Annotated in this window: 14 protein-coding genes; 6 read left to right on the top strand and 8 right to left on the bottom strand. The window is 67.2% G+C overall.

Annotated features, from left to right (window positions below):
* Nucleotides 1-531: 531 nt before the first annotated feature.
* The gene (locus AC5592_RS13895; RefSeq protein ID WP_063064428.1) at nucleotides 532-1,788 is read right to left on the bottom strand and encodes a helix-turn-helix domain-containing protein; all 1,257 of its coding nucleotides are present in this window, start codon (nucleotides 1,786-1,788) and stop codon (nucleotides 532-534) included.
* A gap of 777 nt (nucleotides 1,789-2,565) precedes the next feature.
* Between AC5592_RS13895 and AC5592_RS13890 the strand changes: the two genes are divergently transcribed.
* Nucleotides 2,566-2,907: an endonuclease domain-containing protein gene (locus AC5592_RS13890; protein ID WP_084506660.1), complete on the top strand. Its 342-nt coding sequence runs from the start codon at nucleotides 2,566-2,568 to the stop codon at nucleotides 2,905-2,907.
* A gap of 167 nt (nucleotides 2,908-3,074) precedes the next feature.
* Here the strand turns inward: AC5592_RS13890 and AC5592_RS13885 are convergent, their stop codons facing one another.
* Nucleotides 3,075-3,647 carry a hypothetical protein gene (locus AC5592_RS13885; protein ID WP_063064427.1) on the bottom strand — a complete coding sequence of 191 codons (573 nt, stop codon included), beginning with the start codon at nucleotides 3,645-3,647 and terminating at the stop codon, nucleotides 3,075-3,077.
* A 209-nt stretch (nucleotides 3,648-3,856) separates the two neighbouring features.
* On the opposite strand from AC5592_RS13885, the gene AC5592_RS13880 reads away from it, so the two are divergent.
* Nucleotides 3,857-4,708 (top strand): alpha/beta fold hydrolase, encoded by an 852-nt coding sequence (locus AC5592_RS13880; RefSeq protein ID WP_063064426.1) that lies wholly within the window; start codon nucleotides 3,857-3,859, stop codon nucleotides 4,706-4,708.
* 387 nt (nucleotides 4,709-5,095) lie between these two features.
* Here AC5592_RS13880 and AC5592_RS13875 read toward each other — a convergent pair whose 3' ends face one another.
* Entirely contained in the window at nucleotides 5,096-5,698 is a 603-nt protein-coding gene (locus tag AC5592_RS13875) for a class I SAM-dependent methyltransferase (RefSeq protein ID WP_269750187.1), read from the bottom strand.
* A gap of 91 nt (nucleotides 5,699-5,789) precedes the next feature.
* Between AC5592_RS13875 and AC5592_RS13870 the strand changes: the two genes are divergently transcribed.
* The gene (locus tag AC5592_RS13870; protein ID WP_063064423.1) at nucleotides 5,790-6,170 is read left to right on the top strand and encodes a DoxX family protein; all 381 of its coding nucleotides are present in this window, start codon (nucleotides 5,790-5,792) and stop codon (nucleotides 6,168-6,170) included.
* A gap of 116 nt (nucleotides 6,171-6,286) precedes the next feature.
* Here AC5592_RS13870 and AC5592_RS13865 read toward each other — a convergent pair whose 3' ends face one another.
* Entirely contained in the window at nucleotides 6,287-7,504 is a 1,218-nt protein-coding gene (locus tag AC5592_RS13865) for an acyl-CoA dehydrogenase family protein (RefSeq protein ID WP_036505128.1), read from the bottom strand.
* Nucleotides 7,505-7,720: 216 nt separating this feature from the next.
* Between AC5592_RS13865 and AC5592_RS13860 the strand changes: the two genes are divergently transcribed.
* Nucleotides 7,721-8,938, top strand: coding sequence for a cytochrome P450 family protein (locus tag AC5592_RS13860; RefSeq protein ID WP_084506656.1), 1,218 nt, complete (start codon nucleotides 7,721-7,723; stop codon nucleotides 8,936-8,938).
* A 55-nt stretch (nucleotides 8,939-8,993) separates the two neighbouring features.
* Here AC5592_RS13860 and AC5592_RS13855 read toward each other — a convergent pair whose 3' ends face one another.
* Both AC5592_RS13855 and AC5592_RS13850 read right to left on the bottom strand, forming a co-directional pair.
* Nucleotides 8,994-10,463, bottom strand: coding sequence for an MDR family MFS transporter (locus AC5592_RS13855; RefSeq protein WP_036505124.1), 1,470 nt, complete (start codon nucleotides 10,461-10,463; stop codon nucleotides 8,994-8,996).
* Between the two features lie 239 nt (nucleotides 10,464-10,702).
* A complete protein-coding gene (locus AC5592_RS13850; protein WP_063820422.1) occupies nucleotides 10,703-11,725 on the bottom strand; it encodes a phosphatase PAP2 family protein in 1,023 nt (340 codons plus the stop codon).
* 408 nt (nucleotides 11,726-12,133) lie between these two features.
* On the opposite strand from AC5592_RS13850, the gene AC5592_RS13845 reads away from it, so the two are divergent.
* Complete coding sequence (locus tag AC5592_RS13845) at nucleotides 12,134-13,015, top strand: hypothetical protein (protein ID WP_063064421.1); 882 nt, start codon at nucleotides 12,134-12,136, stop codon at nucleotides 13,013-13,015.
* 34 nt (nucleotides 13,016-13,049) lie between these two features.
* On the opposite strand, the gene AC5592_RS13840 is transcribed toward AC5592_RS13845, so the two are convergent.
* Nucleotides 13,050-13,910: a DUF1266 domain-containing protein gene (locus AC5592_RS13840; protein WP_063064420.1), complete on the bottom strand. Its 861-nt coding sequence runs from the start codon at nucleotides 13,908-13,910 to the stop codon at nucleotides 13,050-13,052.
* Nucleotides 13,911-14,027: 117 nt separating this feature from the next.
* Between AC5592_RS13840 and AC5592_RS13835 the strand changes: the two genes are divergently transcribed.
* Nucleotides 14,028-14,852, top strand: coding sequence for an alpha/beta fold hydrolase (locus AC5592_RS13835; protein WP_036505122.1), 825 nt, complete (start codon nucleotides 14,028-14,030; stop codon nucleotides 14,850-14,852).
* Between the two features lie 31 nt (nucleotides 14,853-14,883).
* On the opposite strand, the gene AC5592_RS13830 is transcribed toward AC5592_RS13835, so the two are convergent.
* Complete coding sequence (locus AC5592_RS13830; RefSeq protein WP_063064419.1) at nucleotides 14,884-15,747, bottom strand: N-acetyltransferase; 864 nt, start codon at nucleotides 15,745-15,747, stop codon at nucleotides 14,884-14,886.
* Nucleotides 15,748-15,794: the final 47 nt, after the last annotated feature.

Genomic DNA, 15,794 nt, shown 5'->3' with positions numbered 1-15,794 from the left:
ATGACGCACCCCTTCATCCCCTCGGTCGGCAAGAGCGCCCACCGCCGAGGAGCCGGGGTTCGGCCGGCTACGGACCCGGCGATGGGGCCGTAGCTCAAGGTATGAGACGAGTCACGCGCCTTCTGTGCTGAAAGGACAAGTGCGACAGCGGAATGCGCGCAGGCCCGCGCTCACGGGCAGCGTTCGGCCTCGGGTGCTCGGTTTCGGTGCTCGGGTAAGTCGCGCGAAGTAGGCGGCGGATCCGCCGGAGTCCGAGCCATGCCGATCCGTCATGTGGGGCTTCTAGGTCGGACCGTTGCCATCGCGGCGGGCGGTGCGAAGTTGTCGGCTACCTCTTCCGCACAACGACGTGGGCGTGGATGCGTTGTGGCGCAGAGTGTTGTGCTTGCACGTGAGTAATTCTCGGCGTGGGGGTTCGGCGTTCGAACTTGATGTGTGGGCTGGGCTTCGGATTTGGCGTGTGGGGTCGGCATGCGGACTCGGCGCTCGGGCTCGCCGTGTGGGGTTAGCGCGCGGATTCGGCGAGTTCGGTCAGCGGCGGGGCTCGCCGGAGTCCGGGGCGATGCCGATCCGCCATGCCAGGCCGCGTAGTTCGCGGCCGCCGGCATCGCGACGGGCGGCGCGGAGTTGGTCGGCCACCGCCTCGCGCACGAACAGGTCACTGCGGATGCGTTGCGGTGCAAGCTTTTCTGCCCGCAACAGTGTTGCTAGCCCCGAGTCCCGTGTCTTCGGTTCGGCGAGCATGACGCGTCCGGCCTCCGAGTAGAAACCGGCGAGCCGGGCAGGATCGGGAATCGTCTCGATGCCGATTCCCGAAATGGCCTCGAGTGCCCTCGGCCCGTCGCCGAGTTCTATCCCGACCGAAGCCCGCCAGACGGCAACGTTGATACGCCCGAACCACATACGTCCGAAGGTGCCGACATCGGAATCCATGCGTTCGGCCACGGCGGCTGCCTCATCAAGGTGCGTTGTCGCGGTCGTCCGGTCCGATTGCACAGCTGCGGCAAGCGCCGCCGAAAGGTGAAGCATTCCGTAGGACTGCAAGACGGTTTCATCGTTCAGGGACGATGTCATCTGATCGGCGGTCGAGACCGCCCGCGCGTAATGCTGCGGGCGGGACAGGGAGCCGGTCACGTTGTTCCGCATCCACATCGCTGCGCCGCGCCACTCGGGGCGACCAAGTTCGTCGGCGGTGGCTTGTGCCGCTTTCCCAGCCAGTAGCGGCAGGCCACGGGCACCGAGGTGCTTGGTCATCACCATCACCGCGTAAAGGGTACCGATGATGCCGCGCAGGATCGGCTCGCGATACTCCGGGCGGCGGACAAACAGGGCATGCAATTCAAGCAGCAGTGGCGGTGCCATCTTCCCGATGTTCCGATAGTCGCCAGCACCGCGTCGCTCCTCGAGCGTATCCAGATCAGCGGCAACCTCGTCCCATGCCCTCACTGCCACACCGGGATCATCTCCGAGTTCGCAGACGTCGAGCGCTTGTTCTGCGGCGGCGATTCCCCCATAGGCTTCCGCACTGGGGCCCTCGGCAACTTCCCATGGCCGCCCGGTGAACTCGCTCGGCGCCACGCACAATGCGGCCGCGATCGCCTCGAGGGTGCGACGGTTCTCCAGCGACTTCTCGCCTCGCTCGAGTTTTCCGAGGTATCCGTAGGAGATTCCGGCTAGTCCGGCGGCGGCTTCGAGGCTCAGTCCGCGCCAGGCGCGGATTTCGCGGAGGCGGCGGCCGAGGTCGTTCGGCGGGATGCCGCTGTCGTCGTATTTCGTCCCCACACCCATGGCTACCACGCTACGACCAGCGGCTCGTTCGTGCAGCGAGTCCACTGGTATGCGCGGTGATCGTGAGGCGGTGGTTCGAAGCCCCGCGCCGCTGCACCTCGGCACTGTCCGGTCTCACCGGTATCGCGTGGAGTGGTGAATTTTTCGTGCAAACCGGCCTTGATTCTGCGGTTTTCTCGCATTCGTGCGGAGGTTTGCACGATCTGTTCACCCATCCACAGGCCCGCACTGATCCACAGGTTTGTCGTTCGCCCAGGTGAGCTTCGGGGTGCACTGTCGACCGCCCGGAATCATCGGTATCCGTGATTCGAACGAGGGCGGAACTGATGCGCGAAGTTTCGGCGGCCGCGATTGCCGCTCGCTGTCGCCGCGGGCAATATGCGCGCGTGTTGCCGGGGATCTATGCGGTCGGGACGGTTACCCAGCGCACCAGGTGTGAGGCCGTGCTCGCCTGGTTGCCCGAGGCGGTGTTGAGTCATCGCACCGCGGCGTGGCTGTGGGATATGTTGCCGGAACCCGAATCGGTCGAAGCGACTGTGCCCCGGGGCCGGTATCGAGCCACACCGGAGTGGCTTCGGTTGAGCCGCCGCGAATTACGACCCGATTCGATCGATGAGGTCTGGGGGCTTCCCGTGACCACCCGGGCTCGCACGTTGCTCGATTGTGTGCCGATCCTGCCGGACGCCGAGGCGGGCCGCATGGTCGACAATCATGCCCGCGCGGTGGCATCCGCGTTGTCGGGCCTGACCACCGGACAGTACGGCTCGCCGCATTTGCGTGAGCAATTACGTTGCGCCGCATTCGATGCGGCCTCGGAGCCGGAACGGTTGTTCGCTCGCGCTGGCGCGGCGCGGTCTTCATCTGCTGCCGAATCAGCCGATCGGACAGTACGTCGGCGACCTCGTCGATGAACGGTCGCGAACGATCATCGAGATCGACGGTCGTGAATTCCACAGTGATTCGCTGACCTTCCGTCGTGATCGGCGGCGGCAGAACGCGCTGTTGGGCGCCGGCTGGTTCGTGTTGCGATATGCCGCCGCCGATGTGTACTCGTACCTCGACGCGTGCGTCGAGGAGGCCGTGCGGGTGATTCGGCGTCGGCGCAGAAGCCGCAGATAGGAGCGTCCATCCCATCACGACTGCGGCTCGTTGGTCCGCCGGAACGCGCTCATGATCCGCGGGGCGGTGCAAGATCTCTCCGCCCGCACCCGAGCGCACGACTGCCCACGTATCCGGGGCGTCGGCTGCGGATACGTGGGCGAGGGTGTGGCCGCTGTCGTGGATGATCATCCGGCGAGCGAAGTCGAGCGTCCCTTCCGGGCCAGCAGTCCGGCCTGGACGATGAAGAACACGCCACCGCCCGTCGCGTACACCGACAGCACGTCCAAACTCGGTGCGTCACCCAGGGATTGGCCGATGTAGAACATGCCGACCAGGAACGACAGGCCACCGGCGATGAGCATCGGCCACTGTTTGCCGAGTTCGGGACCACGACGGTACAGGCCGACGGCGACCTGGGCCGCACCGGAGAGGACCGCCCACGCGCCGAAGGTGGCGAGGGTTGCGGCTACGCCGCCGGTGACTGCGGCGGTCCCGGCCGCGACGGCGGCCAGCGTGCTCAGGGTGGCGTTGAAGGCGGTGACACGACGTTCGGGGCCGGCGTCGGTCGCCTTGTAGTCGATCAGCGAGGAGACGGCGTCGATCAACGGGTAGGCGACCAGCAGGCCGACGGCGAGGGCGTCGAGGGTTTCGTGCGCTGCGGCGAAGACGGCCGCCCATGCGACGGCGAGGACGCCGCGGCCGAGGTACAGCCGAATCAGGGCGGCGCGTTCGGGTTTCGTGACGGCAAGGGTGCTCATCGGATTCTCCTCGGTTGGGAACGAACAGAACTTCACTGTCGTCCGGGGATCCGGTCGCGACATCCGTCGCATGACGCTGATGACGACGTAATCACTCGCGTCGGCTCCGATTACGTCGCCGACAGCGTCATCTGACGGATGCCTGGCGACGGGCCCGCCTCGCACAGTGGAACCCGTATCCGCACCACTTGTTCGAAGGGCGTAATCACATGGTCGTAGTCGGACGTGGCCGCACGCGGCGGCGCGTTGTCCGGACGGTTTCGGCGGTCGCGGCGGTTGTCGTCGCGGGGAGTGTGGCCGTTGCCTGCGCCGCCGAAACGACATCCCAGGCGGGGCCCGGCGAGGATGCGCCGAAGCCGACGATCGTGCTGGAGCACGGCGCGTTCGCGGACGCCTCCAGTTGGGACGGTGTCATCGAGAAGCTGCGCGGTGAACACTATTCGGTTGTCGCCGCGGCGAATCCGCTGCGCGGTCCTGCCGCCGACACCACCGGTTTGCGCGGCTTGATCAGCCATATCAACGGGCCGGTGATTCTGGTCGGGCACTCCTACGGTGGTTCTGTGATCAGCGCGGCGAGTGCTGGGAATGATCAGGTCAAGGGGCTGGTCTATGTGGCGGCGTTCCTGCCGGCGCCGGGGGAGACGGCACTCGGGCTGACCAATCGGTTCCCGGGCTCCACGTTGCCCGGCACCTTGAATCCGGTGCCGGTCACGAACATCGACGGCAGCAGCGGCACCGACCTCTACATTCAGCAGGACAAGTTCCGCGACCAGTTCGCCGCCGACGTCGCCTCGGACCGCGCCGCCCTGATGGCGGCGACCCAGCGGCCGATCGCGCAGTCCGCGCTGGAGGAGCAGGCCACGGTCGCCGCGTGGACCGAGAAGCCGAGCTGGGATGTGATCACGACCGAGGACAAGAACATCCCGGTGGCGGCCCAGCGCTTCATGGCCGAACGCGCGCACGCCCATGTAACCGAGGTAGCCGCATCGCATTCCGTCGCGGTCTCCCACCCCGAGGTGGTGGCCGGGGTGATCGAACAGGCGGCCCGGGACTCCCACTGAGCGAGGGCGACATGGAGGCCGGGAGTCGTCTCGGCTGCCCCGACTGGATTCCGCTGCTCGCGAGAGTCGTTCGAGACGAGATAAGCCGCCGACTCGGGAGCTCGCTGATGGTCCTTCGACCACTTCGGACCTTCGGCGATGCCCGCCGGGAAGCCGGCCGAGCGCGCCGCGGTGGTGGGCGTGCATCGGCGACGCCCGCCGGCACCTCGATCGAGCGTGCCATGGTGGGGGCGGTGGCCGGCGTTCGGGAGGTCGGCCGGCAACTCGGCTTCCGGTGTGCCGTGGGGGCGGTGGCCGGCCGTCCAGTACTGCCCTGCAGGCGATCTGATCCTGCGGCTGCCGGATCCTCGACCACGCCTTCTGCCGTGGTGGCGGCGAGCGGATCGGCTATACCCGCTGAGCCTCCAGTAGGTGGACGGGCAGTCGTAGCCCGGCCGCCTCGTCTGTCGCCGGATGAAAACCCTTGGAAGCAAACAATTCTCGGATCCTCTCCCGTGGATTCACTGCCTCGATGTACTCCGGCCTCAGGGTCGTGATGTTCCAGTCCGGTGTGGTGAAGTCGCTGCGTAGCTCGGATTCGAAGAGCGGGTAGGGCGCGTAAAGGCGCGCGTGTTCTGTTGCGGCGAAGCTGAATTGGATGAAGTGGCCGCCTGGCTTCGTTACTCGGGCGAGGGCGGAGATGTGGGAGCGGCGCTGGGGCGGGGAGAGGCAGTGGAAGAGGGCGCTGCTCACCATCGTGTCGAAGCGGTTGTCGTAGCCCGCGAGGGTGGCGGGGTCGGCGACGGGGAAGGTGACCGGGAGGTCGTGGCCCGCGGCGCGGGTGCGGGCCTGGTCGATCGCGGTGGGGGCGATGTCGACACCGGTCACTCGGTAGCCGCGTTCGGCCGGGTGGACGGCGGTGTCTCCCGGGCCGCACCCGATGTCGAGCACCTCGCCGGTAATCCGGCCGGCGCGTTCCAGGGCGATGAGGAGCGGTTGGGCGCGGCCGATATCTGCTCGGGTACGGATCCACTCTATCTCATATCGTACGAGAACGATATAATTGGGAAACCGTATTAGTTATCGATCGAGCGAGGCCCTGATGTACGTCGCCTATCTGACCGTCATGCTCGTCACCATCGCCGCCAACACCTTCTCCGGGGTCGCCGCCGTCACCCGATTCACCCCGGTCATGGCCACATTGGCGCCCGCGATGGAGACCGCCGGAATTCCGCAGTCGTGGCTCACCTTCCCGATCGGCACCATGAAACTCGCGGGTGCGGCCGGGCTGTTGCTGGGTGTGCTCGGGGTGCCGTACGTAGGTACGGCCGCCGCGATCGGCCTGGTGCTCTACTTCGTCTGCGCGGTCTATACCCACATCCGTGTCGCCGACTATGCGCAGACCTTCTATCTGGCTGTGGGGCTGTTCCTGCCCCTGGCCGTCGCCTGCCTGGTGTTGCAGCTCGCGGACCAGCGCATCTGAACCGGACAGATCGGCCGGGGGCGGACTCGAACCGGAGCCGGGAGGTGAACTGGTCGTGCAAACCTCGCCTGATTGTGCGGGTTTCTCGCATTCCGTCGCAGGTTTGCACGAAAAGTTCAGCCGTTCAACAAGCCCTTGGCGATATGCGTCACCTGGATCTCGTTGCTGCCCGCGTAGATCATCAGCGACTTCGCGTCGCGGGCAAGCTGTTCCACCTTGTACTCGGCCATGTATCCGTTGCCGCCGAACAGCTGGACGGCTTCCATGGCGACCTCGGTGGCGGCGCGGGAGGAGTAGAGCTTCATCGCGGATGCTTCGGCGAGGGAGACGGATTCGCCGGCGGCAGTGCGTTCGATGGCGTTGAAGACCATGTTCTGCACATTGATCCGGGCGATCTCCATCTCGGCGAGCTTGAGCTGGATGAGCTGGAACTGGCCGATCTCCTTACCCCACAGCGTGCGCGATTTCGCGTAATCGACACAGAGCCGGTGGCATTCGTTGATGATGCCCAGTGCCAGCGAGGCGATGCCGATGCGTTCGGCGGCGAAGGATTCCTTCGCGCTGTCCTTGCCGTCGCCCTTGGCGGGAGTCTCGGTCTCGCCGAGCAGGCGGTCGGGCGTCAGGCGGACGTTGTCGAAGACCAGCTCGCCGGTGGGAGACGAATTCATGCCCATCTTCTTGAACGGCGCACTCTGCACGAAACCGGGCATGCCCTTGTCGAGGACGAAGGTCAGCACCTTGCGGTCGCGCCGGTCGGTGCCGTCCTCCTCGTCTAGTTTGGCGTAGACGACGGTCACGTCGGCGTACGGACCGTTGGTGATGAAGGTTTTGCGGCCGTTGAGGATGTAGTCCTCGCCATCGCGGCGGACGTAGGACTTCATACCCCCGAATGCGTCGGAGCCGGAATCGGGTTCGGTGATCGCCCAGGCCCCGACCTTCTCGAACGTCACCAGCTCCGGCAGCCAGCGCTTCTTCTGCGCGAGGGTGCCGCGGCTGCGAATGGTGCCGACGGCCAGGCCCAGGCTCACGCCCATCGACGCGACCAGGCCCAGGCTCACTCCGGCCAGCTCGCTGTTGAGGATGACGCCCATACTGCCGGACCCGCTGAAACCGCCGGACTTGCCCGGCGTTCCGGCTTCCTCGCGAGCCAGGGATTTCGCCAGCCCCTCGCGCGCCATCTCGTCGAGGCCGAAGGTGGCATACAGCTTGCGGATGATGTCGAACGGCGGCAGCGCGCCGCTCTCGAGCCGGTCGACATGCGGTTCGATTTCCTTCTTGATGAAGCCGCGCACGGCGTCGCGAAGCATCAGATCTTCGTCGGACCACTTGTACATGTCGTCAACTCCCGAGGATGGCCGGAACGGTCCCTCGAATATAGAACACGTTCTAATTCAAGACCGCCGCCGCGTCGCCTTCGCGCCGTGGTGCGCACTCTCCCCACGGCTGGTGCCCGACTCGGCCCGGCCGCGGCGGCACTCTGAGATGATTTCGCGGGCAACAGGTCTCATCCCGCGCGTGCGCAGTCACGTCGACAGTCGAAGGGTTCCGTGATGACGAACCGACCTGCTTTTCCCGATGCGAACGAACGTCCCCTCGATACCTGCCTCCGCCTACGCAAGACCGCTCCGGTGGTCGAAGTCGACTTCCCGGGCGGCGTTCCGGCCTATCTCGCGCTCTCCCATCGGGCGGTCGAGGAGATCCTCGCGGGCGACAACAAGACCTTCGCCCGGGATCCGAAACACTGGCCCGCGCTCTACGACGGGTCGATCCCCGAGGACTGGCCGTTCCGGGCGATCGTGCAGGGCGACCATCTGTCGACCAAGGACGGCGCCGATCATCGGCGATTGCGCGGCTTGGTCGGCAAGGGCTTCACGCCGGCCCGGGTCCGGGCTCTGGAACCGCGGATCCAGGCGATCATCGACGGCCTGCTCGACGGTGTGGCGGCCGCGGGTGATCGGGTCGATCTGGTGCCCGCGTTCTGCGACGCGCTGCCGATGGCGGTGATCAGCGAGTTGTTCGGTGTACCCGAATCGGAGCGGGCGCAGCTGCGGCAGTGGACGTTGACCTCACTGTCGCAGGAGATTTCGGCCGAGGAGGCGTTCTCGACGCAGGTGGCGCTGCGCGGCTACCTCTACGAGCTGGTCGAACGCAAACAACGCGAGCCCGGCGACGATCTGACCTCCGATCTGGTCCGGGCACGCGACGAGGGCGACCGGCTCACCACCGACGAACTGGTCGCCGTGCTGTGGCTGATGCTGATCGCCGGCCACGAAACCACCGTCTACCTGCTCGGGAACGCGGTGGTCGCGCTGGGCCGGCACCCCGACCAGCTGGCCTTGGTGAAGGCGGAAGATCGGTGGGCCGACGTGGTGGAGGAGACGCTGCGCTATCGGCACTCGGTGATGATGACGAGTTTCCGATTCACGCTGGCGGACGTGACCATCGACGGGGTGCCGATTCCGAAGGGCAATGCGGTCGGTGTGGTCTACCAGGCGACCGGAGTGGACACCGCGTACCACGGTGACACCGCCGGCGAATTCGACATCACCCGCCCGCCGCGGCCGCATCTCGGATTCGGCCACGGACCGCGCTACTGCATCGGCGCACCACTGGCCCGGCTGGAAGGCCGGCTCGGGTTGTCGAGCCTGTATCGCCGGTTCCCCGATCTGACACTGGCCGTCGATCCGGCCGAAATCCCTTACACCCCTTCGTTCTTCACGGTGGGACCGCTGTCGGTGCCGGTCAGCCCCGGTCCTGATCGCGGCTGAACACGGCAACGCCCGCGAGACCGGCAGCCGGTCTCGCGGGCGTTTGGGTCCGTGGTCAGCCGCGGACCATCTCGGGGTCCTCGACGTCCTCGGAATCGAGGACGACCGCCTCCGACGAGGCCGAGCGGTTGGGCAGCAGCACCGCCATCACGATCACGATCACCGCCAGGCCGGCGGATATCGCGAAGGCCAGCCGCATACCCGACAGATGGGCGACGAGCGGTTCGATCCCGCGGTCGGTGAGCGTGGTGGCGCGGGCGGTCATCACCGTCACCACCAGGGCGGTGCCGAAGGCCGCGGCCACCTGCTGCAGGGTGCCGAGCATCGAGCTGCCGTGCGAGTACAGATGCTGCGGCAGCGCGCCCAGGCCCAGGGTGAAGACCGGGGTGAAGGCCGCGGCCAGCGACACCATCAGCAGAATGTGCAGCGCCAGCAGCTGCCAGTACGGCATGGTCAGCGAGATGCGAGTGAAACCGGCCAGGGCCGCGGTGATGCCGATCGCGCCGGGAATCACCAGCATGCGCCCGCCGAAACGGTCGAACAGCCGACCGATCGTCGGCCCCAGCAGACCCATCGCCAGCCCGCCCGGCATCACCAGCAGACCGGTTTCCAGCGGCGAGAGCGAGCGCAGGTTCTGCAGGTACAGCGGCAGCAGGATCATCGAGCCCATCATCGCCAGGAAGGCGACCGCCATCAGCACCAGCGCCTTGGTGTAGGTGCCGGACAACAGGATTCGCAGATCCATCAGGGGAGAGCCGGTGCGTTGCAGGCGGATCTGCCGGGCCGCGAACACCGCGATGAAGGCCACACCGGCCGCGACGATCAGCGCCGGGATCACGATGTTGCCGACCTCGAACCTGCTGAGGCCGTAGACCAGGCTGCCGAAGCCCAGGGCCGCGAAAACGACACTGGCCCAATCGATCGCGCCGCTCTCCGGTTCGCCGACGTTCTCCAGTTTGCGCAGGCCGAAGAAGGTCACCGTGCCGGCGATGGGCAGTACCAGCAGGAAAAGCCAACGCCAGGAACCGATCTGGAGCACCAGACCGGAGATGACCGGACCCATGGCGGGAGCGACCGAGATGGCGAGGGTGACGTTACCCATGACGCGGCCGCGGTCGTGTTCGGGCACCACGGTCATCAGGGTCGTCATGAGCAGCGGCATCATCACGGCGGTGCCGCCGGCCTGTACGACGCGCCCGACCAGCAGGATCGCGAACGACGGCGCCGCGGCCGACAAGAGAGTGCCGGCGAGGAAGACGCCCATCGCGAGCGCATAGGCGCGGCGGGTGGTGACGCGTTGCAGGAACCATCCGGTGACGGGGATGACGGCCGCCATCGTGAGCATGAACGCGGTCGACACCCACTGCGCGGACCGCTCGGTGACGTGCAGATCGGTCATCAGGCGGGGGATCGCGTTGATCATGATGGTCTCGTTGAGGATCACCACGAACGTCGCGAGGACCAGCAGCCGGATCACCGCGGGGGTTCTTCGTCCAGCCGGGCGATGGACTGGTTCGGCGGGCATCTGTACCTCCGGGTGTCGCGAACGCGGAATGTCTGACCGACGTCGAGTCACCGTCTGTGCCTCGAACGCCACACCAGACCTGACGACCGTGACCCACTCAACTCATCGGTGTCGCGCAAGTATTCCGGCGCATCGCGCACGCGAGCACCCGATTTTCCGCTCCGAAGTGCGGCGATAGCCGCGAGAAACAGGGAACGACCTGCGGCTGTTCCACAGAGCGCGAAGCGGAGAGACGCTCGTCACACCGGGTCGAGTTCGGCGCCGTTCGCCCGCGATGCCGCCGCCGGGGTCGTCCGCGGCCCGTCACCGCGGCCGACCTCGGGGAGCGGACCGAGCAGGGCCCGGCCGGCCCGCCAGTTCTCCCACATGCGGGTGATCAGGATCGTGACCGCGGTGTACACACCGCCGAGCAGCACATCGAAGACCCAGTGCTCGCCGCCGTAGACGAGAGTGAAGCCCATCGCGCACGGATAGACCACCAGGATCGCGCGCAGCCACCACTGTCGCGTCAGCGGCCACAGCGTGGCGGCCACCAGCACCGAGAACGCCGTATGGAGTGACGGCACGGCCGCGAAGTAGTTGCCGTGATCCTCGAGCCATTGCGCGCTCACATCGGGATCGACCACGCCGAGCCCGAAACCGGATATGCGGCGGACGTGTTCCGGGATGGCTCCTTCGCGCCCGGCGTACCAGGGCGGCGCCGCGGGCACCAGCACGTAGGTGACCAGCGCCAGATACGACAGCAGCAGAATCCGGCGCATGTACCGGACCCACAGCGGCCGGGAGTAGACGTAGAAGATCGCCGCGACGGCCCAGGGCAGGATGAAGTGGGTCGTGTAGACGACGCCGATGATCGGTGTCCACCAGGGCTGACCGTCGCCGGCCAGATGGTCCTGCAACCAGATCGTCGGCACGGTGCCGCCGAACATCCAGCGGTCGATGTCGACGAGTTCGTGCATGCGCAGCGGCATGCCGAGTTTGTCGGCGAGGTCGCGGGTGTAGTCGTAGACCATGAGCGCCGCGATCAGCGGCAGCCAGTCGGTCAGTACCCGGATGTGCTGGCGCCAGGGCCGATCGATGGTGAAGGCGAGGACCCCGCCGATCATCCATGCCGCCTCCTGGACGCGGCCACCGGGAAGTGCTCCGGTGATCAGGGCCACGGCCAGGGCCGCCAGGTAGGCGAACCGCACGGCATAACGGATCACCCGCCGTGGGACGGTCGGCTCCGCGATTTCGGTGGTCTCCGGTTGTACACCGAGCATTCGGCCAGTGTGCCATTCCAGTTCACGGGCCGGACACGCTCATCCGGTTCGCGTGTCGCGCCGGACCGGCGATCCCGGGCGACACACCGCGGCGCCGGCCTTGCTGGCAATGTGCTGTCGATGGGCGGGGAGGTTGCCGTGAATCGCGCCCGGGCGCTGGTGAAGAGCCTTGGGCCGCAGTACGTTTCGAGCGTATGCACCATATCGAAAGGTCGGGACCGTGATCATCGCACTTCTCATCGCCGCACTCAGTACGGGCAGCGCCGCCGTGGCGACCGCCACCGGCCTCGCGAGCATGTTCGCCGGTAACCTCTGATCGGCGTTCCCGGATACCCGGAACGAGGGGGTCTCTCGGTAGAATCCGTCCCCGATGAGGTCTCACCGGGTCGGAGTGGGGAGGATGCGGCAGTGCTGGAGGTGTGGGGGCGTCGGACCGCGGTCAGATATGCCGACGGGCGGATCACCACCACACCGCTGGGCGTCGACGACGATGTCGCCATGGATGTGCGGGTCTGCGATCTGCGCGACGCCTGCCTCGCCGAAGCCGACAGCGGTGACCTGCTGATCCTGCTGTATTTCCGGGCGCCGGACTATGTGATCAAAAACGTTGCCACCCGGCGTAATCCGGCGACGATCTTCCTCGAATCCGAGGTATTCACGCAGGCGGCCACACTCGTCCGCGCGATCGGCGACGATCTGCTCGAGATGCGACGGATCGTGCGGCAGCGGCCGAATCTGGCTCCGCCCCGGCCGGTTCCGGGGCAGTACGGTCCGATCCGCCCCGATGTGTCGCGTGCGGCCGAGCGGATGCGCACACCGGAACTGTGCGCGCGCGAGCTGGCGGCCCTGCACGCCTACGCCCGCCCGGACGAATACGTCCTCGAATGCGCGCCGTGCGGTCATCGCGGGGCGCCGGGGCTGGTCGTGATCACCACCCTGCGGCTGTTGTTCGTCTCGGCCGGGGCGACCTACGAGTTCCCGGTGGCCGCGCTGGATCGCACCGATGTGGCGGCGCCGCCCGGATCGGTGGCGACGCTGCGCATTTCGGACGGCAATACGGATCTGGAATTCGTCTCCACCGAGGCCGAGGATCTGCTGCGCGTCGACGGCGCCGTGCGGCTGGCCTGCGAGATCGAACATGTCGACGGCTCGATCGTGATGGCGCGCCCGTCCTCGCTGGACCTGTTCGGCGAATGGCAGTTGCTGGTGGAGCGGCGCAAACTCGGCATGGTCGACACCGAGCAGTTCAAATGGGAGGGCGTCGGCATTCTGCGCGCGATGCCGCAGTAACCGCCCCGCAGTAGCCGCCTCTCAGTGGAACCTCTCAGTGGAACGGGGAGAGCCCGAACACCGGCGCGCCCGGATGCAGCGCCACCCGCCGCCACGGACTCGACGGGCGCATCAGCAGTCCGCGGATCATCCAGCGGCGCTCGTCGACCTGCTCCTTGGCCGCGGCGAGGTCCTGGGTGGCCGCCCAGAAGATGGCGCCGGTGAGGAAGCCGGCCGCGAATTGCCGCCAATTGCGGTAGTGCTGCTGGGCTTTGGCGAGCGCGCGGCCCAGCAGCGTCCACGCCTCGTCCTCGTCCAGATATCCGGCGGTGTGCGCGGCCCGGGCGATGAACACGATGCGCGAGAGGTCCCAGGCGGTCGCGTCGGTGTTCAGCGGCTGCGGCAGCCGATCGACGATGCCGAATTTGATGGCCTGCAACCAGGCGTCGTAGTCGCGGTCGATCCCGTTGACACCGCGATAGCCGCGCACCTCGGACACGGTGTGCAGGAATTCGCGGTGGCTGTCGGCGAGGCCGGTGCGGTCGACGCGGGTGGTGTCCTGAGCGGCCGCGGTCGCCAGCGGATGCACCATCGCGAACAACGGTGCGTGCATCCCGCTCAGCAGCCGGCCGATGGTGTCGCGCGCATCCTCGGCGTTGTCGACACCCCACGATTCGTGCAGGCCCTCGATGGTGGATTCGCGCCGGGTCTCCGAACTTCCGGGGTGTTCGGGCTGAAAGGCGACGGTGTCGTTGTAGGAGCTCCAGCTGCGGCCGTAGTACGCGCCGATGGCCAGTGCCCGGATGCGGTCCTCGCCGATGGCGACACCCGACCACTTGTCCGAGCCGGGATCGAAATCCGAACTCGGAAATCCGCTGATGCGCGGCAGTCCGTGCGGTCCGGCGATGATCGTCACCAGTGCACCCCCTCGCCCGTGAATACTGTCCGTGCGAGCCTACCGACCGGCCCTGCCGGTGCTCGCGAACCCATCGCGTACTTTCGAACCGAACCCCGGCCCGCGAAGGAGTAGGACATGCAGACCGTGACGTCGCAGGACGGCACCACCATCGCCTTCGACCGGATCGGTTCCGGTAGTGCGGGAACCGTCGTGCTGATCAGCGGCGCGTTCGGTTATCGGGAGGTCCCCAACACCGTCGAGCTGGCGCAGGCGCTGGCGGAGAACTACGGCCTGCGCGTGCTCAACTACGACCGGCGCGGCCGCGGCGACAGCGCGGACTCCCCGGGTGTCTACGACAGCGCCAACGAAATCGCCGACATTCGCGCGCTGGTCGAGGCCGAGGGCGGATCGGCCGCCCTGTTCGGCTGGGGTTCGGGCGCGATACTGGCGCTGCTGGCCGCGCGCTCGGGCGCGATCACGGGGGTCACCGACGTCGTCGCCTTCGAACCGCCGTTCGTGGTCGACCCGAAGGATCACGTGCCGCCCAAGGATGCGGAGGAGAAGCTGCGCGAGCGCATCGCGGCGGGCAAACGCGGCGGTGCGGTCCGGTATTACATGACCAAGGTGATGGGCGTGCCGGAACTGGTCGTCGCGGTGATGCGGATGTCGTCGGTGTGGAAGAAGCTGGTCGCCACCGCCGATTCGACGGCCCACGATTTCGCTGTGCTGAAACCGTTTTCGCGCGGACAGACCATCCAGCCCGAGGATTGGGCCACGCTCACCCAGCCGACGCTGCTGCTGATCGGTGATCGCTCCGCTCCGGCGCTGACCAAGGGAGCCAAGAAGATGGCCGAGGTGCTCCCCAATGCCGAATTGCGGGAGCTGCCCGGCGTGAGCAACGATCCGGTCGCCGCCGAACTCGCCCCGGCGATCGGTGAATTCCTCACGCGCACAAGGTGATCGGACGCGGCACCAGGTTCGCGACGGCCGGCTAGCGGATGCTGGCGGGGGCCCGCACGACCCGCCCGCCCAGCCGTTCGGTCACCTCGAAACCCTGTTCGCGGAACCAGCGCGCCAGAATCGGGACCGCCGAATCGTCGTCGCGGAAGGTGGGCACCAGCTGCGCGACGATATGCATGCCGTGCGCGTCGGCGGTCCGGCACAGATGGCGCAGCGTCGCGGTGCCCAGGCCCATCCGGCGCAGCGGCGGAATCACATCGATGTGGTCGAGTTTGATCGTGCTGGCATAGATCTCGAACTGGACCGTTGCCGGTCCCTGTTTCTCGGCCAGCGCCGCCGGATCCGCGGGCACCGGCCGCACCTCGCCGGGTAAGTGGACGGTGAGCCGGCGCCGGGCCTCGTCGTCGGGCGCCATGCGGACGGCTTGCACCACGCGCTCGGTGAGATCGCTGACGGCCGAACGGTCCCCGTCGGCGGCGAGCGGCCGGATATCGGTGGTCCGGCGGGCCGTCTCGCGTAGTGCGCGCACCCAGTGCGAGTCGGTCTTGCCGTAGAGCTCGGCCAGCTGACCGATGGTGTGCTCGAGTCCGAAACAGCCGCCGAAGGTTCCGGTGTCGCCGCCCGACAGCACGCCCCACACCTGGTCGTCGGCCCCGACGCAATGGCGGGCCAGTTCGGCCCGGATCTCGTCGCGGCGGCGTTCGGCCTGATCGACCGCCGCGCCCGGCAGGATGCGCAGCCAGCGTTTCCATCCGTCGAGATTGGCGCGGATCCGGGTACCGGCGAGTTCGGCGCACGCCCGCTGGTAGTTGCTCCAAGCTTGCTCTCGCCGCTGGATCAGCTGCCGATCCGGGCGGGTGGCGTCACCTTCCGCGGTCGGCGTGTTGTCGTCCATATTTATCTACGGTACGACGGAAATGCAGCGTGACCGGGGTGTTGTGG

It is taken from the genome of Nocardia violaceofusca NBRC 14427 (assembly GCF_963869435.1).
Lineage (GTDB): Bacteria > Actinomycetota > Actinomycetes > Mycobacteriales > Mycobacteriaceae > Nocardia > Nocardia aobensis.
Note: the sequence above shows the minus strand (reverse complement) of the source record. Positions and strands in the feature narration are given on the sequence as shown.